Source organism: Streptomyces sp. NBC_00376 (assembly GCF_036077095.1).
GTDB lineage: Bacteria > Actinomycetota > Actinomycetes > Streptomycetales > Streptomycetaceae > Streptomyces.
The window spans coordinates 4,510,946-4,532,681 of the sequence record NZ_CP107960.1; the positions used below are offsets into that span (position 1 = coordinate 4,510,946).

20 protein-coding genes are annotated in these 21,736 nt (G+C 71.9%); 10 read left to right on the forward strand and 10 right to left on the reverse strand.

Annotated elements, in window-relative coordinates:
* Positions 1 to 106: 106 nt before the first annotated feature.
* Positions 107 to 1,924 (forward strand): aspartate--tRNA ligase, encoded by a 1,818-nt coding sequence (gene aspS, locus OG842_RS20370; RefSeq protein ID WP_266731456.1) that lies wholly within the window; start codon positions 107 to 109, stop codon positions 1,922 to 1,924.
* A 129-nt stretch (positions 1,925 to 2,053) separates the two neighbouring features.
* On the opposite strand, the gene OG842_RS20375 is transcribed toward aspS, so the two are convergent.
* From OG842_RS20375 to OG842_RS20390, 4 genes are read right to left on the reverse strand one after another with little or no spacing between them, the layout of a single operon-like run.
* Positions 2,054 to 3,247 carry an ABC transporter permease gene (locus OG842_RS20375; protein WP_266731457.1) on the reverse strand — a complete coding sequence of 398 codons (1,194 nt, stop codon included), beginning with the start codon at positions 3,245 to 3,247 and terminating at the stop codon, positions 2,054 to 2,056.
* Positions 3,244 to 3,984 (reverse strand): ABC transporter ATP-binding protein, encoded by a 741-nt coding sequence (locus OG842_RS20380; protein WP_266731458.1) that lies wholly within the window; start codon positions 3,982 to 3,984, stop codon positions 3,244 to 3,246. Before OG842_RS20380 ends, OG842_RS20375 begins: the two co-directional genes overlap by 4 nt.
* Positions 3,981 to 5,075, reverse strand: a complete 1,095-nt coding sequence (locus OG842_RS20385) for a peptidoglycan-binding domain-containing protein (RefSeq protein ID WP_266731459.1) — start codon at positions 5,073 to 5,075, stop codon at positions 3,981 to 3,983. Before OG842_RS20385 ends, OG842_RS20380 begins: the two co-directional genes overlap by 4 nt.
* A complete protein-coding gene (locus OG842_RS20390; RefSeq protein ID WP_266731461.1) occupies positions 5,072 to 5,731 on the reverse strand; it encodes a hypothetical protein in 660 nt (219 codons plus the stop codon). Before OG842_RS20390 ends, OG842_RS20385 begins: the two co-directional genes overlap by 4 nt.
* Positions 5,732 to 5,866: 135 nt before the next feature.
* On the opposite strand from OG842_RS20390, the gene OG842_RS20395 reads away from it, so the two are divergent.
* From OG842_RS20395 to OG842_RS20415, 5 genes are all read left to right on the forward strand, one after another.
* On the forward strand, positions 5,867 to 6,562 hold the full coding sequence (locus OG842_RS20395; RefSeq protein ID WP_266731462.1) for a response regulator transcription factor: 696 nt from the start codon (positions 5,867 to 5,869) through the stop codon (positions 6,560 to 6,562).
* A 65-nt stretch (positions 6,563 to 6,627) separates the two neighbouring features.
* On the forward strand, positions 6,628 to 8,157 hold the full coding sequence (locus OG842_RS20400; protein WP_266731463.1) for a sensor histidine kinase: 1,530 nt from the start codon (positions 6,628 to 6,630) through the stop codon (positions 8,155 to 8,157).
* Complete coding sequence (locus OG842_RS20405; protein ID WP_266731465.1) at positions 8,154 to 8,651, forward strand: hypothetical protein; 498 nt, start codon at positions 8,154 to 8,156, stop codon at positions 8,649 to 8,651. Before OG842_RS20400 ends, OG842_RS20405 begins: the two co-directional genes overlap by 4 nt.
* 228 nt (positions 8,652 to 8,879) lie before the next feature.
* Complete coding sequence (locus OG842_RS20410) at positions 8,880 to 9,707, forward strand: L,D-transpeptidase family protein (RefSeq protein ID WP_401875248.1); 828 nt, start codon at positions 8,880 to 8,882, stop codon at positions 9,705 to 9,707.
* 66 nt (positions 9,708 to 9,773) lie between these two features.
* Positions 9,774 to 10,355 (forward strand): Uma2 family endonuclease, encoded by a 582-nt coding sequence (locus tag OG842_RS20415; RefSeq protein ID WP_266731467.1) that lies wholly within the window; start codon positions 9,774 to 9,776, stop codon positions 10,353 to 10,355.
* Positions 10,356 to 10,441: 86 nt separating this feature from the next.
* On the opposite strand, the gene metG is transcribed toward OG842_RS20415, so the two are convergent.
* Entirely contained in the window at positions 10,442 to 12,055 is a 1,614-nt protein-coding gene (metG, locus tag OG842_RS20420; protein WP_266731469.1) for a methionine--tRNA ligase, read from the reverse strand.
* A 160-nt stretch (positions 12,056 to 12,215) separates the two neighbouring features.
* On the opposite strand from metG, the gene OG842_RS20425 reads away from it, so the two are divergent.
* Both OG842_RS20425 and OG842_RS20430 read left to right on the forward strand, forming a co-directional pair.
* Positions 12,216 to 12,869: a response regulator transcription factor gene (locus OG842_RS20425; RefSeq protein WP_266733708.1), complete on the forward strand. Its 654-nt coding sequence runs from the start codon at positions 12,216 to 12,218 to the stop codon at positions 12,867 to 12,869.
* 5 nt (positions 12,870 to 12,874) lie between these two features.
* Positions 12,875 to 14,077: a sensor histidine kinase gene (locus OG842_RS20430; RefSeq protein ID WP_443064066.1), complete on the forward strand. Its 1,203-nt coding sequence runs from the start codon at positions 12,875 to 12,877 to the stop codon at positions 14,075 to 14,077.
* On the opposite strand, the gene OG842_RS20435 is transcribed toward OG842_RS20430, so the two are convergent.
* Positions 14,011 to 15,573 (reverse strand): VWA domain-containing protein, encoded by a 1,563-nt coding sequence (locus OG842_RS20435; protein ID WP_266731472.1) that lies wholly within the window; start codon positions 15,571 to 15,573, stop codon positions 14,011 to 14,013. The genes OG842_RS20430 and OG842_RS20435 overlap by 67 nt on opposite strands.
* 370 nt (positions 15,574 to 15,943) lie before the next feature.
* On the opposite strand from OG842_RS20435, the gene OG842_RS20440 reads away from it, so the two are divergent.
* Entirely contained in the window at positions 15,944 to 16,825 is an 882-nt protein-coding gene (locus tag OG842_RS20440) for a hypothetical protein (RefSeq protein ID WP_266731473.1), read from the forward strand.
* A 55-nt stretch (positions 16,826 to 16,880) separates the two neighbouring features.
* Positions 16,881 to 17,282: an RNA-binding S4 domain-containing protein gene (locus tag OG842_RS20445; RefSeq protein WP_266731474.1), complete on the forward strand. Its 402-nt coding sequence runs from the start codon at positions 16,881 to 16,883 to the stop codon at positions 17,280 to 17,282.
* A 71-nt stretch (positions 17,283 to 17,353) separates the two neighbouring features.
* Here the strand turns inward: OG842_RS20445 and OG842_RS20450 are convergent, their stop codons facing one another.
* The 4 genes from OG842_RS20450 to OG842_RS20465 all read right to left on the reverse strand — a co-directional run bounded on the left by OG842_RS20450 (position 17,354) and on the right by OG842_RS20465 (position 21,650).
* Positions 17,354 to 19,330: an FUSC family protein gene (locus tag OG842_RS20450; protein WP_443063993.1), complete on the reverse strand. Its 1,977-nt coding sequence runs from the start codon at positions 19,328 to 19,330 to the stop codon at positions 17,354 to 17,356.
* Between the two features lie 23 nt (positions 19,331 to 19,353).
* Complete coding sequence (locus OG842_RS20455; protein ID WP_266731475.1) at positions 19,354 to 19,605, reverse strand: DUF2630 family protein; 252 nt, start codon at positions 19,603 to 19,605, stop codon at positions 19,354 to 19,356.
* A 39-nt stretch (positions 19,606 to 19,644) separates the two neighbouring features.
* The gene (locus tag OG842_RS20460; protein ID WP_328512419.1) at positions 19,645 to 20,595 is read right to left on the reverse strand and encodes an NADP-dependent oxidoreductase; all 951 of its coding nucleotides are present in this window, start codon (positions 20,593 to 20,595) and stop codon (positions 19,645 to 19,647) included.
* 113 nt (positions 20,596 to 20,708) lie between these two features.
* Positions 20,709 to 21,650 (reverse strand): hypothetical protein, encoded by a 942-nt coding sequence (locus OG842_RS20465; RefSeq protein WP_266731477.1) that lies wholly within the window; start codon positions 21,648 to 21,650, stop codon positions 20,709 to 20,711.
* Positions 21,651 to 21,736 lie beyond the last annotated feature (86 nt).

The following is a 21,736-nucleotide window of genomic DNA, read 5'->3' on the forward strand; positions in this document are numbered from 1 at the left end:
GCCCCGGATGATCTTGAAATGTCAATGTCAATGATTCGGTGCGGGTGCGGGCGGTAGCCTGGGGTGGCTGAATCCACCCCGAACCGCGAAGACTGGATGAACGACGATGCATCGGTACAGGTCCCACACCTGCGGCGAGCTCCGCGCCTCTGACGTCGGCACCGACGTCCGACTGAGCGGCTGGCTGCACAATCGCCGAGACCTGGGTGGCATCCTCTTCATCGATCTGCGCGACCACTACGGTCTGGTGCAGCTGGTCGCCCGCCCCGGCACCCCGGGCAACGAGGCGCTGGCGAAGCTCACCAAGGAGACCGTCGTACGGATCGACGGCAAGGTCTCCGCGCGCGGCGCCGACAACGTCAACCCGGAGCTCCCGACCGGCGAGATCGAGATCGAGGTCACCGAGGTCGAGGTGCTGGGCGAGGCCGCCCCGCTGCCCTTCACGATCAACACCGAGGACGGGGTCAACGAGGAGCGGCGCCTGGAGTACCGCTTCCTCGACCTGCGCCGCGAGCGCATGCACCGCAACATCATGCTGCGCTCGGCGGTCATCGCCTCGATCCGCGCCAAGATGGTGGCCCTCGGCTTCAACGAGATGGCGACCCCGATCCTCACCGCGACCTCCCCCGAGGGCGCCCGTGACTTCGTCGTCCCGTCCCGTCTGAACCCGGGCAAGTTCTACGCCCTGCCGCAGGCCCCGCAGCAGTTCAAGCAGCTGCTGATGATCTCCGGCTTCGACCGCTACTTCCAGATCGCGCCGTGCTTCCGCGACGAGGACGCCCGCGCGGACCGTTCGCCCGGCGAGTTCTACCAGCTCGACGTCGAGATGTCGTTCGTCGAGCAGGAGGACGTCTTCCGGCCGATCGAGAAGCTGATGACCGAGCTCTTCGAGGAGTTCGGCAACGGCCGCCACGTCACCTCGCCGTTCCCGCGCATCCCGTTCCGCGAGTCGATGCTGAAGTACGGCAACGACAAGCCCGACCTGCGCGCCAAGCTGGAACTGGTCGACATCTCCGACGTCTTCGCCGACTCGGAGTTCAAGGCGTTCGCCGGCAAGCACGTCCGCGCCCTCCCGGTCCCGGACACCGCCGGTCAGTCCCGGAAGTTCTTCGACGGCCTCGGCGACTACGCCGTCCAGCACGGCGCCAAGGGCCTGGCCTGGGTCCGCGTCGGCGAGGACGGCACCCTGGCGGGACCGATCGCCAAGTTCCTCACCGAGACCGACGTGAAGACCCTCACCGAGCGTCTCTCCCTCGTCCCCGGCCACGCGGTCTTCTTCGGCGCGGGCGAGTTCGACGAGGTCTCCAAGATCATGTCCGTCGTCCGCGTCGAGGCCGCCAAGCGCGCCGGCCACTTCGAGGAGGGCGTCTTCCGGTTCTGCTGGATCGTCGACTTCCCGATGTACGAGAAGGACGAGGACACCGGGAAGATCGACTTCTCCCACAACCCCTTCTCGATGCCCCAGGGCGGGCTGAAGGACCTGGAGGAGAAGGACCCGCTGGACATCCTCGCCTGGCAGTACGACATCGTCTGCAACGGCATCGAGCTGTCCTCCGGCGCCATCCGTAACCACGAGCCCGAGCTGATGCTCAAGGCCTTCGAGATCGCCGGTTACGACCGCGAGACCGTCGAGCACGAGTTCGCGGGCATGCTCCGCGCCTTCCGCCTCGGCGCCCCGCCGCACGGTGGCATCGCCCCGGGCGTCGACCGCATCGTGATGCTGCTGGCCGACGAGCCCAACATCCGCGAGACGATCGCCTTCCCGCTCAACGGCAACGCCCAGGACCTGATGATGGGCGCCCCGACGGAGCTGGACGAGACCCGGCTGCGCGAGCTGAACATCCAGCTCCGCAAGCCGGCGGCGACGGCGAAGGAGAAGGCGGACCCCAAGGACTCCGTGGCGAGGGACACCGGCGCGAAGTAGGCGCCGGCGGTTCCGCTCCGGTTCGGTCCGTTTCCGCACCGGTGCCGCTCGCGTTCTGATCCGGTTCCACGTGAAACATCCCCCGGCCGACCCCGGCCGGGGGATGTTTCACGTTTCCGGTGGCCTGTCTCACGTCGCGTTCAGGGCCACCGTCGGGTGGAGCCGGGAGGCGCGGATCGCCGGGTAGAGGCCCGCGACCACACCGATCAGGAGGGTGGCGGCCAGACCGCCCGCCAGGGACCACGGCGGGACCACCGCCGTCCACCCCTGGACCCGCGCGAAACCGTACGTCGCCGCCGCGCCCAGCAGCGCGCCCGTCGCCCCGCCCAGCGCCGACAGCAGCAGCGACTCGGTCAGGAACTGGAGCCGGATCGCGCCCCGGGTCGCACCCAGCGAGCGCCGCAGGCCGATCTCCTGACGGCGCTCCAGGACGGAGATGACCATCGTGTTGGCGACGCCCACCCCGCCGACCAGCAGCGCCACCGCGCCCAGGCCGAGCATCAGGTTCGTCAGCCCCTCGTCGGTGGCGGCCTTGGCGGCCAGCGCGTCCGAGGGACGGGAGACCTTGATGCCCGCCTCGCTGCCGGGGCTGATGGTGCGGGCCAGGACCGCCCGTACGTCCTCGACCGAGGCGTCGGTGGAGCGCTCGAAGACGGTGGTCGGGTGGCCGTCGAAGCCGAAGTGGCGCTCGGCGGCGGGGAATCCGACCATGGCCACCCGGTCCAGGTTGGGGACCAGTTCGAGCGGTTCGAGGATGCCGACGACGGCCACGCGGATGTCGTTCATCATGATCGTCTCGCCGGTGCGGGTGATGCCCAGCCGCTCCGCCGCCACCGCGCCGAGCACCGTCGTCGGGAGGCGTTCACCGGCCGGGGTCAGCCAGGTGCCCTCGCCGACCTCACCGCCGAGCGCGGAGAGCAGGTCGGCGCGGACCGCCTGGGCGGTGACGCCCGCGGTGCGCTCCTCGGGGACCACGTCGCTGCGGCGGATGCGGGCGTCGATGTCGGCGGTGGCCGTGGCGTGCCGCACCGGGCCGATGCGCTCGACCATCGCGACCGCGTTCTTCGGCAGCCGGACCGGCTGCCCCATGGCGTCGCGGCCCGCCTCGGCGGTCAGGAGGTTGGTGCCGAGGCGGTCGAGCCGGGCCATCAGGTCCGCGCGGCTCGACTCGGACAGGCCGACGACCGCGACCATCGTCGCGATGCCGATGGCGATGCCGAGCGCCGAGAGCACCACGCGTGCGCGACGGGCGCGGAGACCGACCGCGCCGACGCGCAGGACGTCGCGGGGGGAGAGACGGGCGGGCCTGAGACCGTTCTTCATGAACCGGCCTTCCGTGTACGTGGGCCGAGAAGCGCGGTACGTGGGCCGAGGGGTGTGCCGGAGCGCGAGTCCGAGACGATCTCGCCGTCCCGGAAGCGGACCCGGCGCGGCAGTGAGTCCGCGATCCCGTTGTCGTGGGTGATCACGCAGACGGTGGTGCCGGACGCGTTCAGCTCGTGCAGCAGCTCCATGACGATCTCGCCGGACGCGGTGTCCAGCGCCCCGGTCGGCTCGTCGGCCAGCAGCAGCCGGGGGCTGCCCACCAGGGCACGGGCGATGGCCACCCGCTGCTTCTCGCCGCCGGACAGCTCGTTCGGGGTGTGCGAGCCGCGATGGTCCAGCCGCACCCTGGCGAGCGCCTCCCGGGCACGCCTGCGCCGTTCCTTCGGCGCGACGCCCGCGTACAGCAGTCCGTCGGCGACGTTGTCCACCGCGTCGCGCCCGGCCGCCAGGTGGAAGTGCTGGAAGACGAAGCCGATGTGGCGGGCGCGCAGTGCGGAGAGCCGGGAGTCGGAGAGCCCGGACACGTCGTACCCGGCGACCTCGACGGTGCCCGTGGTGGGCTTGTCGAGGGTGCCCATGATGTTGAGCATCGTGGACTTGCCCGAGCCGGACGGGCCGACGACGGCGAGCAGTTCGCCCGCCTCGACGGTGAGGTTCACTCCGCGCAGGGCGTGGACGCCGCCGGGGTACGACTTGGTGGCGTCGCGCAGTGCGATCACCGGGGCCGGTGTCATGACGCGGCCGCTCCGACCTTCAGGCCCTCGCGCACGTCGGGGCCGCTGACCTCGATCCGCCCGTCGGCGGTCATGCCCGTCTCCACCCGGATCATCTTCGAGGTGGCTCCCCGGACGACCTGGAGGCCGTAGCCGCCGTTCTCGCCGCGCAGGGCGACGACCGCCTCGACGGGGACCGCGAGGACCCCCTTGCGTGCCTCGCTGACGAACTTCACGCTCACCGGTTTCCCGGTGTCCTCGCCGGACGCGGCGCCCGCCCCGCCGTCCAGGACGACCTCGACGGTGATGCCGTCCCCGGTGCCCGCGTCGCCGCCGGAGGCCTGCTCCTCGGGGCGCACCGTACCGGCGACGTGGCCGGCCACGGTCTTCCCGCTCGGCAGGGTGACCTCGACCTTGGTTCCCTTCGAGGTGAGCGCGCCGTCGGTCTGCTCCAGTTCCGCCCGTACGACGGGCCGGGTGGAGGCGATCGTCAGGACCGGCTCGTCCGGGCCGACCTGGTCGGCGAGTGCCGCGTCGGCGGAGACCACCTTGACCGGGCCGGGCTGGAAGACGACATCGCCCTTGCCGACCCTGCCGGTGGGCTCGCGGTTGAGGGACTTCTGCCACTGTTCGACGGCGGCCGCGGTGTCCTCGTCGTACCGGACGTCGACGTAGAGCCGCGATCCGTACCCCAGGTCACGCAGACTGCGCTCCAGCTGGAGCACGTCACTGCCCCGGTCGCCTGGCTTCATCTCGCGGAACATAGGGACCGGCCCGTAGAGGAGGGTGACGGGCTTGTCGTTCAGCTCGTACAGCGCCTGCCCCATGGTCAGTGTCCTCCCTTCGGGGGCGGCGACCGTGACGGTTCCCTCGACGGCGGCCTTGACGGCGCGGCGCTGCGAGAAGTCGAGCCTGCCGTCGACCGTCGTGGACCGCACGAGGTCGGTGCGTACGACGGTCGCGGTGGCGGGCGGCGGGCCGCCGCCCCGCGCGGCGGCGCCCGCGTCGCCGCCGTCGCGGAGGAAGCCGCCGTCGCCGAGGAGCAGGACGCCCCCGGTGACGGCGGCGAGGGCCGCCGTACCGAGCGCGAGGAGGGTGGCACGGCGCCTCACTGCATGCCGTCCAGACCGTCGAGCAGCTTCGGCTCGCACGCCTCGCGGGCCTTCTTGTACGCCGGTGAGTCGGTGTCGATGGACGGGGACGCCGGGTTGGGGTCGCCGCCCGGCTGGGCGTTGCCGCCGCTCATGGTCGGGTTGGTGAACCGGGAGACGCCGTTGTCCCGCATGCATTTGGCGTGCGCGAGCATCGACTCGTAGGACTTCTGCTGGTCGCGCTCGGGCTCGGCGTCCATGGCGGCCTGCAGTTCGGCGACGCAGGCCCCGTCCTTGCCGCCCTTGATGCCCTCGTTGCGGCCCGGCTGGGAGCCGATCTCGTTGACCTTGTCCCAGTCGAGGTAGCCGCTGAGCTTCGGGTCGGGGAAGTCCTTGTAGCCGCCCTTGACGCGCATGCACCGGACGTACTTCAGCTGGGCGTCGTAGAAGGCGCTCTTGGCAGTGGGCGCGGCGCTCGCGCCCGACTTGGCCGGCGTGGTCGGCGTGTCCCGTGTGTCCGGTACGTCGGCGATCACGTCGCTCTTCTTCGTGCCGCCGCCGTCACCGTCACCGCTCCCGCCTCCGCAGGCGACGGAGAGGGCGAGCACGGGCAGGGCCACGAGCGCGGTCATGCGCAGCCGGGCGGTGGCGCGGGGGTTCGTCCTGGGAAAAGTCATGCGCTGTACGTTCGCCGCCCCGGATGATGGCCCCTCCATGGCCACATGATGGGAACGTAACAATGCCCCCGGCCTGCGCCTCCACCCCCGTCCGGGGCAGACGCGGGCGGTCCGGGCATGCACATAATCGGATCCATGCCGCATGTGTTGCTCATCGAGGACGACGCGTCCGTACGGGACGGAATGGAGCTCGTGCTGCGCCGGCACGGGTACGGCGTGGAGACCGCCGCCACCGGCGAGCAGGCCCTCGCCCTGCTGGACGGGGAACGGGGCGCACGGGTGGAACTGGCCGTCCTGGACCTGATGCTGCCCGGCATGGACGGCTTCGAGGTGTGCCGCCGTATCCGCGCCCGCTCGGCGGTCCTGCCCGTCATCATGCTGACCGCACGCGGCGACGACCAGGACATCGTGACCGGCCTGGAGGCGGGCGCCGACGACTACGTCGTCAAACCGGTCACCGCGCCCGTCCTGGAGGCCCGTATCCGGGCCGCGCTGCGGCGGGCGGAACCGTCCGGGCCGGTGCGCGGGGCCGCCGCCGACCTCGCCGGGCTGGTGATCGACCGCGCCGGGCTGACCGTCACCAAGCACGGCACACCGGTCCCGCTGCCGCCCACCGAACTGCGGCTGCTGCTGGAGCTGTCGGCCGCCCCGGGCCGGGTGCTCAGCCGCGAGCAGCTCCTCGAATCCGTCTGGGACCACACCTTCCTGGGCGACTCCCGGTTGGTGGACGCGGCAGTCGGGCGGCTGCGGGCCAAGCTGGAGGACGTGCCGGCCAAGCCGCGGTACGTCCAGACGGTGCGGGGCTTCGGCTACCGATTCGGTCCGCTGTGAACCGTACGGATGCCGTTGCGAACCGTAGTGACGCCGTTGTGAACCGTAGGCGTAGGGACGTCGCTTTGAACCGTACGGACAAGGGCAGGCGCGGCGCCGCCCCGACGCGGCGCTCGCGACGCCTTGTCGGCGGGCTGCGCGTCCGGCTCGTCGTCACCTTCGTCGTCGTCGCGCTCGTCAGCGCGGTGACCGCGACCGCCCTCGCCTACCGGGACGCCCGCACCGCAGTCCTCCAGCGCACCCAGAACGCCGCCGTGGACGACCTGCGGGAGCGGGTCACCGCGGTCGCCGCCGACTTCGACGTACCGCCCGACCAGCAGTCGCTGTCCCGGTTCGCGGCGAAGGTGTCGGAGGGTCTCGGCGGGAACATCGTCGTCGCCCGCTACCAGGACCTCTCCGCCGTCTCCGACTCGCTCGCCGACACCACGTCCAGGATCACCACCGAGCTGCGCACCGCCGTCACGACCGGCGACCAGGCCCGGTTCCAGCGGGTGCGGTGGCGGGGCGATCCCTATCTGGTCGTAGGCACGCCCGTCCGGTTCGACGACGGGGATCGCCGCACCTCCGGCCTGGAGGTCTACGCGATCACCGATCTGCGGGCCGAGCGCGACGACACCGCCGCCCTGCTGGACTCCGTACGGGCCGGCATGGTGCCGGTGGTGGTGCTGGCCGCCGTCCTGGCACTGCTGGCCGCGGGCACGGTGCTGCGGCCGGTGCGGAAGCTGGGCCGGGCCACCCGTGAGCTGGCGGCCGGAGACCTCGGCACCCGGGTCGCCGTCTCCGGGCACGACGAACTCGCCGACCTGGCCCGGACGTTCAACGAGACCGCGGACGCGCTCCAGTCCTCCGACACGGAGCTGCGCGAGCAGGAGGCGAAGGCGCGCCGCTTCGTGGCGGACGTGTCGCACGAGCTGCGCACGCCCCTCGCGGCGATGACGATGGTGGCGACCGTCCTGGAGGAGGACGCCGACCAGCTGCCGCCGGACGCGGCACGGGCGGCCCGTACCGTCGGCGCGGAGACGGCACGGCTTTCCCGGCTGGTCGAGGACCTGATGGAGATCTCCCGCTTCGACGCGAAGGCGGTACGGCTGAACGCGGCCGAGGCGGATCTCGCCGACACCGTACGGGCCTCGCTGGCGCTGCGCGGCTGGACGGACCGGGTGCGGACCGACCTCCCCGAGGGGCTGCGGGCGGTGGTCGACCGGCGCCGGATCGACGTGATCGTCGCGAACCTGGTGGGCAACGCGTTGCGGCACGGCGCCCCGCCGGTCACCGTGACGCTCGCAACGGCCGAAGCGGCGGACGGCGAGTGGGTGGTCCTGTCCGTCGCCGACCACGGACCGGGGCTGCCGCCGGAGGCACGGGAGCGGGTCTTCGACCGGTTCTACAAGGCGGACGCGGCCCGCACACGCGGCGCGGCCGACGACAGCGGACAGGGCAGCGGCCTCGGCACGGCGATCGCGCTGGAGAACGCCCGGCTGCACGGCGGCACGATCGAGGTGGCCGACGCGGCGGACACGGCGGACGGACCGGCGCGCGGCGCGGTGTTCACGCTGCGGCTGCCCCTGCGGCGTACCGGAGAGGACACGGAGTGAGGATCCGAAAGGGCATCGCGATCACGGTCGCCGCGCTGGGGTTCGCCCTCGTGGGCTGCGGCGTCCAGCCGACCGGGGTGATAGGCGCGGGCGAGCCCGCGTCCGGTCCGACGCGCGGGATGCGGCTGTACTACGCCTCCGCCGCCGGGCTGCGCGCGGTGCCGCTGATCGACCAGGAGGTCAAGGATCTCAACGGCGTGCTGAAGCTGCTCGGCGCGCGGACGCCACCCGCCGACCAGGGCGGACTCACCTCCCTCGTCCACCTCGGCGGCTACTCGGCGACCGGCTCGGGCACCCGGGTCACGGTGCGGCTGGAGGGCCTCTACGGGGAGTCGGGACGCGACCAGGCCACCGGCCAGCTGGTGTGCACGCTGGCGCGCGCCCAGTCCGTGCTCGAACCGAAGGTCAGGACCGACGACGTCGAGGTCACCCTGCGACCGTCCGAGGGCGAAGCGCTGGGCCCGTACCGGTGCCCTGAGTTCCTCAACGGCTGACTGACCGGCAATCAGACCTCCCCGCTCAGCACCGGACGGAAGGTCCCGGACCTACACGCACGAAACGGTTCCGTGGCCTTCGGCGTGCATGTCCGGCGGGGATACAGCCGTATGGCCCCTGTACGGATTCGCCCTCGCGCGACGCGGCGTTAACTGGGTGCGGCGGCAGGAGACGTGACGGGGAGCCCGTCTGTGCCGCCGTCACCCCACGAGCGCTGAGGAGTTCCCGTGTCCGTGTTCCGTCCGTCGGCCCTCCGGCGTCCCCCGTACGCCGTACCTGCCGGTGCCTGCGCCGCCGCGCTGCTGCTGCTCACCGCATGCGGCAACACCTCCGGGACCGCCGCTCCCAAGTCCCCCTCCGTCCGGACGGGCGCCACGGCCTCCACCGGTGTCGCGGGCCCACAGGCCGACGGGCCACGAAAACGGGCCGCCCCCGGGCCGCACGCGCCGGTCGTCCGGCCGCGCGAGATCCCCGCGCTGGGACCGAAGACCCGGGCCGCGATCCCGGCGTCCTCCAAACAGGTCTTCGTCGTCACCGGCGACGACTACGACTCCAGCCTGTCCACCGCGGTCCTCTACGCCCGCGACAACCCGGCCCTCGGCTGGCTGCCCGTCACGACCCGCTGGCCGGCCCACAACGCGCTGAACGGCTGGACCGACGAGCACTGGGAGGGCGACCTGCGCTCCCCGGTCGGCGTCTACGGTCTGACGTACGCGGGCGGCCTGTTCGACCCTCCCGACACGGCGTTCCCCTACGACCGGAACCCGGCGTTCGTGGTGAGCGGCGAGGGCTTCGACGGGGAGCAGCTCGAAGGGTCCTTCGACTACGTCGTCGCCATCGACTACAACCGCACCCCCGGCGTCACCCCGCTGGACCCGGAACGCCCCCTCGGCCAGGAGCGCGGCGGCGGCATCTGGATCCACGTCGACCACGGCGGCCCGACCCAGGGCTGCATCTCGCTCCCCCTGGACCGGATGCGGGAACTCCTGAGCACCCTCGACCCGGCGAAGAAGCCGGTCGTCGTGATGGGTGACGCGGAGGCACTGGAGGAGTGAACGGGGGACGGGCCGGGAGGGGGCCCGTAGGCTGGAGGAAGCCCGTTTCCTTACCAGGAGGCAGTGATGGCCGTGACTGGCGAGAGTGTGCTGACACAGGAGGTCTTCGAGGACCTTGCCCGTCACGCCATACGTGCCGAGGAAGCACTGCGTCTGGAGTTCGTGAACGGGAAAATGGGGGTCAAGGCTGTGCCGGACGGGGATCACGGGCGGATCATCGCCTGGCTCACACAGATCTGCATGCAGTCGGGACCTGGCAATTGGCTCTTCGCCGAACAAGGTCTGCGAGTCGAGACATACCGCAAGGGCAACGCCCGCCCGGACGCTGTGCTCGCCCCGCTGGAGAACTTCGTCGGCCAGGGCGAATGGGCCGACCCCAGCGGCGTCCTGATGGTCGTCGAGGTCACCTCGTACGACGAGGACACCGACCGCCGGGACCGGGTCGAGAAGCCGCGCGCCTACGCCGAGACCGGGATTCCCGTCTACCTGCTCATCGACCGCGAAACCTGTGAGGTCAAGGTGCACTCGCAGCCCGACGGAGTGCGGTACGAGCAGGTGGTGACGGTTCCGTACGGGAAGACCGTCGAACTGCCCGACCCCGTGGGCATCGAACTGGACACCGAGCCGCTGAAGAACTGGGTCCGCTGACCCGGGGCGGAGCGTACGAGCGACAGTACGGCGAAGGGCGGGACCGCTTGCTGCCGGTCCCGCCCTTCGCCGTGCACGTACTCCCGTTACGCCGGCTTCTCCTCCAGGCGCGGGAACAGCACCGCGCCCTTCGTGACCGTGGCGCCCGCCGGGAGCCGGCCCCAGGTGCCCGCGTCCTGCACGCGCTGGTCGGCCAGCGCGCCCAGGGACTCCTCGGCGCCGAGTGACTCCCACAGCTTCTGCGAGGTCTCCGGCATCACGGCGTTCAGCAGCACCGCGACACCGCGCAGCGACTCGGCGGCCGTGTAGAGGATCGTCGCGAGGCGGGCCTGGCCCTCGGGGGAGTCGTCCTTGGCGACCTTCCAGGGCTCCTGCTCCGTGATGTAGCCGTTGACCTGCTTCACGAAGTCGAAGATCGCCAGGATGCCGGCCTGGAAGTCCAGCTCCTCGCCGATCTTCTCGTCGGCCGTGGCGACGGCCTTGGCCAGGCCCTCCTGGACCGCCTTCTCGGCGTCACCCGGGGCGGTGGCCTCGGGGAGCGCGCCGCCGAAGTACTTGCCGACCATGGCCGCGACGCGCGAGGCGAGGTTGCCGTAGTCGTTGGCGAGCTCGGAGGTGTAGCGGGCTGAGAAGTCCTCCCAGGAGAACGAGCCGTCGCTGCCGAACGCGATCGCCCGCAGGAAGTACCAGCGGTACGCGTCCACGCCGAAGTGCGAGGTCAGGTCCTGCGGCTTGATGCCCGTCAGGTTCGACTTCGACATCTTCTCGCCGCCGACCATCAGCCAGCCGTTGGCCGCGACCTTTCCGGGCAGCGGCAGACCCTGCGCCATCAGCATCGCGGGCCAGATCACCGCGTGGAAGCGCAGGATGTCCTTGCCGACCAGGTGGACATTGGCGGGGAACGTCCCGTCGAACTTCTCCTGGTTGGCGCCGTAGCCGACCGCCGTGGCGTAGTTCAGCAGGGCGTCGACCCACACGTAGATGACGTGCTTCTCGTCCCACGGCACCGGGACGCCCCAGTCGAAGGTCGAGCGGGAGATGGAGAGGTCCTGGAGGCCCTGCTTGACGAAGTTCACGACCTCGTTGCGGGCGGACTCGGGCTGGATGAAGCCCGGGTTGTTCGCGTAGAACTCCATCAGCTTCGGGCCGTAGGCGCTCAGCTTGAAGAAGTAGTTCTCCTCCTTGAGGATCTCCACCGGCTTCTTGTGGATCGGGCACAGCTTGACGCCGGCCTCGTCCTCGATGAGGTCGCCGGGGAGCTTGTACTCCTCGCAGCCCACGCAGTAGGGGCCCTCGTAGCCGCCCTTGTAGATCTCACCCTTGTCGTACAGGTCCTGGACGAACTCCTGCACCCGGTCGGTGTGGCGCTTCTCCGTCGTACGGATGAAGTCGTCGTTCGCGATGTTCAGGTGCTTCCAGAGGGGCTTCCACGCCTCCTCCACGAGCTTGTCGCACCACTCCTGCGGGGTGACGTCGTTCGCCTGGGCAGTGCGCATGATCTTCTGACCGTGCTCGTCCGTGCCGGTGAGGTACCACACCTTCTCGCCGCGCTGGCGGTGCCAGCGGGTGAGCACGTCGCCTGCGACGGTCGTGTAGGCGTGGCCCAGGTGAGGAGCGTCGTTGACGTAGTAGATGGGGGTCGATACGTAGAAATTCTTCACGCCGTCGCCCCCTTGCTTCTCGGATCCAGTGGCCGCCATGGTCGAAATCCTAACGGCCCGCGGGCGACCGACTCACACCGATTACGGCCGGTCACCCCCGGACCGGGGGCGTGGAGACCTTTGCGAAACATCCCTTCCGGTAGCAAAAGCGCATCCTGGGAGGGAGTGGACACGCGTGTACGAGGCAGGGGACATCACGATGCGGGTACTGGTCGCGGAGGACGAGGAGATCCTGGCGGAGCTGGTCGCCACGGGGCTGCGGCGGGCCGGCTTCGCCGTCGACACGGTGTACAGCGGTGACGCCGCCCTCGCCTACCTGGGTCTGCACGACTACGACGTCGTCGTCCTGGACCGCGACCTGCCCCGGGTGCACGGCGACGACGTGGCGCGCGGCCTCGTCGCCTCCGGCTCCCGGACCAGGATCCTGATGCTCACCGCCGCCGGTTCCATGGAGGACCGGGTCGCCGGGCTCGACCTCGGCGCCGACGACTACCTGGGCAAGCCGTTCGAGTTCCCCGAGCTGGTGTCGCGGGTACGGGCACTGCGCCGCCGCAGCGCCCGCCCCGTGCCGCCGCAGCTGGAACGGCACGGCATACGGCTCGACACCGTACGGCGCACGGCCTCGCGGGACGGTCGGGGGCTGGACCTCTCGCCGAAGGAGTTCTCGGTGCTCCAGCTGCTGCTGGAGGCGGACGGCGGGACCGTCAGCGCGGAGGAGCTGCTGGAGCGGGCCTGGGACGCCAACGCCGACCCGTTCACCGGCGCCGTGCGCGTCTGCATGAGCAAGCTGCGCGGGAAGCTTGGCGAGCCGGCGCTGATCCGTACGGTGCAGGGCGTGGGGTACGCACTGTGAGGCGGCTGTCCGGTGTGCCGCACTCCAGGATCCGGGCCCGGATCGCGCTCGTGTACGGCGGCGTGTTCCTGGTACTCGGTACGGCGCTGCTCGCCACCGTCAACCTCGCCTCCCGCGCCGGTACGGACTCCCAGGCGCGCGACATCGCCCGCACGGCGGCCGTCGCGCAGCCCGGCTACGCGGTGAACGGTCCGCTCATCACCCGGCGGAGCCTCGGGCCGCCCACCGTCTACGACCTCACCGACAACGTCAGTGACGCGGCCGGCCATCAGCTGCTGATCTGGTCCGTGGCCGCGCTGCTCGTCATGACGGCCTGCGCGGTCGGTGTCGGCTGGTGGACCGCGGGGCGGGTGCTGCGCCCGGTCCACGCCATGACGGAGAAGGCGCGCCGGCTCTCCGAGCACAATCTGCACGAGCGGATCGCGTCCAGCGGCCCCGACGACGAGCTCAAGGAGCTCGGCGACACGCTCGACGCGCTGCTGGCCCGGCTGGAGAAGGCCTTCGACAGTCAGCGGCGGTTCATCGCCAACGCCTCCCACGAGCTGCGGACCCCGCTCGCCACCCAGCGGGCCGCGATCCAGATCGGCCTGGACGACCCGACCCCGGAGGATCTCGTACGGACCAGGCAGACGCTCCTGGACAACAACCGGCGCAGCGAGCGGCTCATAGAGGGGCTGCTGGTCCTGGCGCGCAGTGAGCGCGGGCTGGCCGAGGGCGAGCGGGAGCCGGTGGATCTCGCGCAGGTGGTGGCGGAGGAGACGGCCCGGCATCCCGGCGTGCGGGCCGACACCCACTTCTGCACGGTGCGGGGGAACCGGATGCTGCTCGCGCAGCTGGTGGCGAATCTGCTGGCCAACGCCGTCACGTACAACGTGCCGGACGGGACGGTGGAGGTGTCACTGGTGACGGCCGGCGGCGGGGCACGGCTGGAGGTCCGCAACACCGGGCCGGTGGTGGACGCGGCGGACATCCCCGGGCTGTTCGAGCCGTTCCGGCGGGGCGAGGGCAAGGACCGGATGGGGCGCGGGTCGGGCCTCGGCCTGTCGATCGTGCGCTCCATAGCGGTGGCGCACGGCGGTACGGTCACGGCGGTGCCGGGGCCCGGGGGCGGGCTCGCCGTGACCGTACGGCTGCCGGTGGATCAGTCGGCGGTCACCGTCTCGCGGGCCGCGATCCAGGCGGGGAGCGCGGCGAGGACCTCGCGGTAGAACGTGGTGTCCGCGACCTCCCGGGGCGCGGGGCCCGCGTGGAAGAACCCGGCGTTCGGGGCGTCCAGCTTGCGCAGGAAGTCGAAGCCCTTGGCGTCTTCCTCGCCGAACGCGACGAACTGGAAGAACAGCGGCAGTCGCGCCGCGTCGGCCAGCGCCTGCTTGGCGGCCTGCTTGGCGTCCGGCGGGCCGTCCGTCTGGAAGATCACCAGGGCGGGGCCGGTCGCCTCCGACTTCTCGTAGTGCGCGACGACCTCTTCGACGGCGCTCTGGTAGTTCGTACGGCCGAGGCGGCCGAGGCCCGCGTTCAGCTCGTCGATCCGGCCCTCGTGGTCGGCGAGGCCGACCGTGCCGGTGCCGTCGATCTCCGTCGAGAAGAAGACCACGGGGACGGTCGCGTTCTCGTCCAGGTGCGCGGCGAGCGCGACGGTGCGGTCGCCCAGGTGCTGGGCGCTGCCGTCCTTGTAGAACGGCCGCATGGAGCCGGAGCGGTCGAGGACCAGGTAGACGGTGGCGCGCAGCCCGGTCAGCCCGTGCGCCTTCAGCCCGGCCTGGGCCGCCTTGTACGGGTCGACGAGCCCCGGGGCCCGCGACTTGACCTTGGCGAGGGTGAGCGCGGGCTTGGGGGCGGGGGCGGGTGTGGCAGCGGGGGCGGCTGCGGGGGCCGTCTCGGCCACGGGGGCGGCTGCGGGCTCGGCCTCGGCTGCGGGCTCGGCCTCGGCTACGGGGGCGGGCTCGGCCACCGGGGCGGGGGCGGGCTCGGCCTGCGCCTCCGGCTCGGCGTGCGCCTTGGGCTCGGCGGCGGTGAGCTCCGGCTCCGCCTCCACCTTCGGCTCCGTCTCGACCTCCGCCTCGGCCTTGACCTCGATGGCGGGCTCGACCTCGGCCTCGACGGTGGGCTCTGCCTCCGGTTCGACTTCCGGCTCGATGGCGACCTCGGCCTTGACCTCCGCCTCGGCCTTGACCTCCGCCTTGGCCTTGACCTCCGCCTCGGCCTTGACCTCCGCCTCGGCCTTGACCTCCGCCTTGGCCTTGACCTCCGCCTCGGCCTTGACCTCCGCCTCGGCCTTGACCGGCTCCGGCTCCGGCTCCTCCGCCTTCGCCTCCGCCTTGACCGGCTCCGGTTCCGGCTCCACCTCCACCTTCGGCTCCGTCGACTCCGACTTCGGGGCCGGGCTCTGCGCCGGGACCGTGGGGAGGGACGCCTTGTCGAAGGCGGCGGCCACCAGGTCCGAGGCCAGACCGCTGTCCTCCCCGGCGGACCGGGGAGAGGCGGGCGCCGGTACCGAAGCCTTGGTGGGCGGGGTGGTTTCGAGGACCGGGGCCGACTCCGCGACCCGCTCGTCCGCCGTGGTGGACGTGGTCTCCGTCGTCGCGGCCGGCTCCGACTCCGTGGGCGCGGTGCGCTCGGTCTGGGGCGGGACCGTGGCCGTCGGCGCGTCCTGCTCCGCGCGGTCGCGGCCGAACACCTTGCGCAGCAAGCTCCGAATGCCCATGGGCGAGGCCTTTCGCGTGAGTTGGGTGCGAGAAATGTCCGACCTGTGGGAATTGATCCCTGGCCAGGACGGATACGTAAGGTTAGCGGCCGGATCCGGCCCTTCGGTGGTGCGGCCCGCCCGTGTGGGAACTGAGCTGCAACCGAGCCCCGAACGAGTCCTGTGCCGATGCCGTGCGGGCCTCATGTACGTCGTTCAAATGTGCGCACCCGGTCCCGAGTTGCCTTGTTGGCGTGAACGGACGGTGTTCCTGACGCGAAGTCAGGCGCACCGTTGTCCGTTGTCGACAGCGTTGCTCAAGAAGGGCTCCCACATGGGGAAACCAACCCGTAGAACACGTTTTGCCGCCTGTGCCGTTGCGGCGGGTGCGATGCTTTCCGGCCTCGTCCCGGCGGTCGGTGCCGCCGCCGCTCCGGCGTCCGCCCCGCCCTCCTCGGTGCGGGCCGCCGACGACCCACCGCCGGGCAACGAGGGAATGCCGGACGACGGGTTCGACAACGAATCCGAGGGTGAGCAGGACGATTTCGCCGGAACCGGAACCGGAACCGGAACCGCAGCGGCCTCGGATTCGTCCTCGGCTTCGGCCGCCCCGGGCGTCTCCGCTCTCGCCGCCCCCGTCCCCGGCCGGGCCGCCGACTTCAAGCTGGCGAAGAGCACCGATGTCTCCGGTCTCGTCACGAAATTAGACGCCGCGCTGCCCAAGCAGGGCCTCACCGAGTTGATGGAGCAGGCCAATCGGCCCTCCAAGTGGGAAGGCGCCTGCGGAACCGCCGGAATCTACGGTTCCGATCTGGCGGTCAACCACCGTGTCTGCTGGCAGAGCGACGACGCCACCTCCTCGGAGTGGGTGCCGCAGGCCATCACCGGTGTCTCGGACGCGCAGGAGGACGAGGACTGGGGCACGTCCAACGCCGAGCCGATCGCCGTGGCCGGTTACGACGCGGAGAACCCTGGCCGCAGCAACTACGCCAAGGACCGCGACAACTGCCTCCAGGACTCCGCGTCGGACGACAACGGCCGGCTGCTCCAGGCCACGCCGGGCACCGTAGACGGGACGTCCCAGCTCGTCGGCAACGCGAAGACGCTGGAGTCGGCGTTCGGGCCCGAGGACCTCTACCTCGCGCACGGGCGCGGTGACGGCTTCGCACCGCAGCTGTGGTCGCTGAGCGAGCACGCGCCGAGCAAGTGCGGGGCGTGCAAGCGCGAGGTGTACAGCTACAACATGGGTGAAGTGATCAGCGACTTCGGCTGATTCCCACGACCCCGACAACCCCTACGACCCCACGACAGGCCCTACAGTCGGACACATGGTTTCCGGTGAGGCGCCGCAGGCGGAGGGCAGCGTTCGGGTCGACGTCTGGATCTGGTCGGTCCGGCTGACGAAGACCCGTTCGCAGGCCGCTGCCGCCTGCCGCGCGGGTCATGTGAAGGTCGCCGGCGAGCGCGCCAAGCCCGCCCAGGCGCTGCGCGTCGGCGACGAGGTACGGCTCCGGCACGCCGGACGCGACCGGATCGTGGTCGTGTCGAAGATCGTCAAGAAGCGGGTCGGCCCTCCGGTGGCGGCGGAGTGCTTCATCGACAACAGCCCGCCCCCGCCGCCGCGCGAGGCGGCGATCCAGGTTCCGGTACGGGACCGGGGCGCGGGCCGGCCGACGAAGCGGGACCGGCGCGAGATGGAACGGCTGCGGGGGGCCGGCCCCACGGGCTGACCGCCCCACCGGGCGACCGCCCCACCACCGGGCCGGCCCCACCGGGCGACCGTCCCGCCGTGGAGCAGCCCCTACGGCTGGGGCGAGGCGATCGCCCGTGCCGCCGCCACCTCCTGGCGCAGCGGAGCGAGTACGCCTTCCTTGTCGCCCGGAAGTTCGGTGCGCACCTCCACCAGGACCTCGCTGGCCCGTATCCCCTCGGCCAGCTCCCGCAGCTGCCGCTGGACCTCGGCGACCTCGGCCGGTGGCGGCTCGGGTGCTCCGTGATTGACCCGGACCCGGGCCGCCGTCGCCGCGTCCACGATGCGTTCGACCGCGACGACCAGCGGCCACCAGGCGGCGGCCCGGGTGCCGACCGGGGGCGGTTCGGTCAGGGCCCGCTGGAATTCGGAACGTACGACCGACAGGTCGCGGTAGATCCGGCGCCGGGCCCGCACCCGCTCCGCCCGGTCGCCGGAGCCGCCCGGCTCGAACGCGCACGCCACGTAGTCGGCGATGTCCGCCACCGCGTCCGCGAGCCGGTGGCCGACCCGTACGTGCCAGCTCTCCGGCCACAGCAGATAGCCCGCCACCAGCACGATCGCGCAGCCGATCAGGCTGTCCAGGAAGCGCGGCCAGACCAGGTGGAAGCCCTGATGGTTCAGCAGGTCGGACAGGAGCAGGATGACCGGGGTGATGGCCGCGGTCTGGAAGGCGTAGCCCTTCGCGGTGAGCGCCGGGATCAGCGCGGCGAGCACCACCATCACCGGCACGTCCCACCAGCCCACCGGCACCGCGGCGAGCACCGGTGCGGCGATCACGAGCCCGGCCGCCGTGCCCACCGAACGCAGCACGGCCCGCGAGAACACCGAGCCGAAGTCCGGCTTGAGGACGAACGTGACGGTCAGCGCCACCCAGTACGAGCGCGGCACCGGGATCAGTGAGGTCAGCGCCTGGGCCAGGCCGATGCAGAGGGCGAGGCGCAGCCCGTACCGCCAGGAGGCCCCGGAGAACAGCACGTCGCGGGTGGCCCGCCGGATCCGTACCCCGAGCACGGCGGGGCGGCCGAGCCGGTCGTCGACGTTGTACGGGTCGGGGTCGGCCTTGTGCACCACGACCGCCGCGTGCCGCAGGGCGCTGTCCACCGCACGGGTGGCGGGTGAGTCCGGTGCGGGCAGGGTGAGTTCGGGGCGGCCGGTGCGGCTCTCCTCGACGGCGACGGCAAGTTCGCGCACCGCCGCCGGGATCTCGTCCGGGAGCCTGAGACGGCGCACATGGACGGCGGGGGCCGCCTCGACGAGCGGGATGACGACGTTGAGCTGGGCGAGCAGCCGCACCATGGCGTTGCTGCGGCCGTGGTAGCGGGCCCGGCGGGCCAGGATCAGGTCGTAGGACGTGTTGAGGGACTGGGTGACGGCCTGGCGGCGTTCCTCGTACGCGTCGGTGCCCGCGGCGGCGAGCAGGTCGGCGACCGCGAGGTAGGTGTCCGCGACCGCGACCCGCTCCGGGAGCTTCCGGCGCAGCGGCCAGGCCAGCAGGGTCAGGGTGAGTACGAACAGGCCGCCGACCGTGAGCAGCAGCGGCGCCACCCACCAGGGCTGCGGCATCGGGAGCCCGGCCCCGACCACCGCGTTGAGCAGGAGCAGCAGCCCGGAGACCGAGGCGACCGCGCCGATCGTCGACATCATCCCGGAGACCAGGCCGACCAGCGTCAGCGCGGCGACGGCCCCCCAGCCGGTTCCGTACACCAGCGTGCCGAGCATGATGCCGAGCGCGCCGAAGAGCTGCGGCACGGCGATGTTGAGTATCCGCATCCGGTACGCGTCGGCGGTGTCGCCGATGACGCCGGAGAGCGCGCCCATCGAGACGAGCGCGCCGTACGCCGGGCGGTCCAGCGCGAAGCCGACGGCCAGCGGTGTGGCCAGGGAGACGGAGGCGCGGGCGACGCCCGCCCAGGCGATGGGCGTGGACGGCTTCGGGCGCAGTCCGCTCAGCAGCCAGGGGGGTGGCGCCAGCCAGGGGGGTGGCGCCGTCCGCCGCCGTCCGGATCCGGTCTCCGTGTCGGTCAACGCGTCCCCCCTCGGTCGTGCGTTCAGCTCCGGTAGCCCTCGACCTCGTCGGCGGGCCGGACCCGCGCCTCGGACGGATCTTCGCCGTACTCGCTCAGCGCCCGGCGCTGTCGCATCAGATCCCAGCACTGGTCGAGCCGCACTTCAACGGTACGCAGCCGTGCTTTCTCTTCCTCGCTGAGGCCCATTTCGCGGGTGGAGCGGTCGCGCAGGCTCCGTTCCTCGGAGATGAGTCCGCCGATCTCGTCGATGATGTCGTGTTCCCGGTCGTCCATGACGTCTCCTTCGTGGCGGGGGAGAGGGGGCGCAGGGGGTCAGAGCACGATGACGGTCTTCCCGCGTGCGCCGCCCGTCCGGTTCCGGTCGAGGGCCTGCGGGGCCTTCTCCAGTGGGAGTTCGATGTCGACGGGCACCCGCAGTACGCCTTCGGCGGCGCCCGCGGCCAGGACGTCCAGCAGGACCGGGGTGGGTTCGAGCCGGAAGTCGATACCGGTCACGCCGGGGGGCAGGGCGGCCCCGGAGGCGATGCCGCGCGTGGTGAGGGCGATGCCGCCGCCGCGTACCAGGGCGGCGTGTCCGGCGAAGGATTCCGGGGTGGTGGAGACCAGGTCGACCAGTGCGTCGACACCGTCCGGGCAGCTCTCCCGTACCGCCGCCTCCAGCGGCCGGTCGGTGATGTCGATCGTGACGGCGGCGCCCAGCTCCGTCATCCGGGTGTGCTCGTGGCCGCGCACGGCGGCGATCACCCGTATGTCGCGGGCGGAGGCGAGCTGGGTCAGATAGCTGCCGACGCCGCCCGCCGCACCGATGACCAGCAGGGTCTCGTGGCCCCGGAACACCGCGATCTCCAGGATCTGGGCGGCCGCAATTCCGGCGGAGGGAAGCGCGGCCGCGGCCCGCAGGGGGAGGCCGGGCGGTACGACGGTGATGGCGGAGTCCTGCGGCACGGACACGTAGTCGCAGTACGTGCCGCTGCCCGCCGCGTTCGGCCGGGCGACCCGGCCGAAGACCTGGTCGCCGACCCGGAACCGGTTCGCGCCGCTGCCGATCATGTCGACCCGGCCCGCGAAGTCCACCCCGACGACCATCGGGAACACGCGCGGTGCCGGTCCGTCGTCCGGGGAGCCCTGCGCGGCCTGCCAGTCGGACGGGTTGAGCGCGGCGTACTCGATCCTGACCCGTACCTCTCCGGCCTCCGGTTCGGGCTTGGGCATCTCCACCAGTGCGGGGTCGGCCCGGAACGCGCCGACGGCTATGGCTCGCATGCGGAAGACCTCTCAGTCGCCCCCGATCCGGCAGTCACGAGAACCACTCTTCCCCGGCCCGCCCGCTGCCGCATGTCGAGAGGAAAAGGCCGTGCGGAGCTCTGCGGACCGGGTCATTCCGGACCCGGCCGCCCCGGCTTTCCCGGCCGTCCCACCTCACCCCGGCCCACCCGCTTCCGTCCCCGCATCCGCACCCACCCCCGCACCAGCCCCGCGCACAGGGCCACCGCCAGTCCCACGGCGAACACCGCCCAGACCGTCGTGCGCAGCGAGCCCGTCAGCGCGTCGTACACCGCCGCCGCCCCCGCCGTCTCGCTGTCCGGCACCTCGGACAGCACCCGGTCGCGGGTGTACGCGAGCACCGCGCGCAGCACCAGTGCCCCGAGCGCGAAGCCGAGCCCGGCCACGGCGGTGGCCGAGAGCGCGGCGGGCCAGGAGCGTCTGTGCCCCGGTCCGCCGCCGCGCAGCCAGGCCACGGCCACGGCCAGGACGGCGACCACGAGCGTGGCCACGGCCGGCCAGATGCTGCCGGTCCGCAGCAGGCGGAAGGTCTGGCGCAGCTGGTCGGCGCGGTCGGCGGAGATGAGCGTGATGTCGGTGTGCTGGACCGGGATCCGGTCGGCGAACGGCACCCCGTTCTCCTCCAGGTTCTGCTTGACCCGCTCGGTCACGGGGGCCAGATCGATGGTCACGGCCTCGCCGGTGTTGCCGTTCAGGGCGGCGGTGACGGCCTCGTGGGCGGTGCGGTTGGCGGCGTTCCAGGCGTCCTGGAAGGCGTCGGTGGTGGTGAAGGACAGCACCGCCTGGCGCAGGAACTCCCGCACGGTGTCCTGGAGCGGCCCGGCGTCGATCTGTTTCATCGCCCCGTCGGTGATGAGGTCGGTGACGGTGCTCTGCACATCGGGGTCGGAGGCGAGCGGGGCCACCGCGTCGACGTAGCGGTCCGTGTTGTCGATCTCCAGGTCCACCCAGGCGGACAGCGCGGCGACCGGCACCAGGACGGCGAGCAGCACCACCAGTACCACCGAGAGAGCCGCCGAGAGATACGTCCGCACCCGTCCAGGGAATCCCGTGCCGGGGCGGCGCGCCCCGGGCCGTACGCCATCCGAGTTGCCGGGTGGCGCGGCCGGGTGTGCCCTGG

Coding starts and splice junctions, on each gene's coding strand:
- OG842_RS20435 (WP_266731472.1), bottom strand. CDS start 15,573: ATGGGCATTCGGAGCTTGCTGCGCAAGGTGTTCGGCCGCGACCGCGCG.
- OG842_RS20390 (WP_266731461.1), bottom strand. CDS start 5,731: ATGACTTTTCCCAGGACGAACCCCCGCGCCACCGCCCGGCTGCGCATG.
- OG842_RS20380 (WP_266731458.1), bottom strand. CDS start 3,984: ATGACACCGGCCCCGGTGATCGCACTGCGCGACGCCACCAAGTCGTAC.
- metG (WP_266731469.1), bottom strand. CDS start 12,055: ATGGCGGCCACTGGATCCGAGAAGCAAGGGGGCGACGGCGTGAAGAAT.
- OG842_RS20395 (WP_266731462.1), top strand. CDS start 5,867: ATGCCGCATGTGTTGCTCATCGAGGACGACGCGTCCGTACGGGACGGA.
- OG842_RS20440 (WP_266731473.1), top strand. CDS start 15,944: ATGCTTTCCGGCCTCGTCCCGGCGGTCGGTGCCGCCGCCGCTCCGGCG.
- OG842_RS20415 (WP_266731467.1), top strand. CDS start 9,774: ATGGCCGTGACTGGCGAGAGTGTGCTGACACAGGAGGTCTTCGAGGAC.
- OG842_RS20375 (WP_266731457.1), bottom strand. CDS start 3,247: ATGAAGAACGGTCTCAGGCCCGCCCGTCTCTCCCCCCGCGACGTCCTG.
- OG842_RS20425 (WP_266733708.1), top strand. CDS start 12,216: ATGCGGGTACTGGTCGCGGAGGACGAGGAGATCCTGGCGGAGCTGGTC.
- aspS (WP_266731456.1), top strand. CDS start 107: ATGCATCGGTACAGGTCCCACACCTGCGGCGAGCTCCGCGCCTCTGAC.
- OG842_RS20445 (WP_266731474.1), top strand. CDS start 16,881: ATGGTTTCCGGTGAGGCGCCGCAGGCGGAGGGCAGCGTTCGGGTCGAC.
- OG842_RS20455 (WP_266731475.1), bottom strand. CDS start 19,605: ATGGACGACCGGGAACACGACATCATCGACGAGATCGGCGGACTCATC.
- OG842_RS20460 (WP_328512419.1), bottom strand. CDS start 20,595: ATGCGAGCCATAGCCGTCGGCGCGTTCCGGGCCGACCCCGCACTGGTG.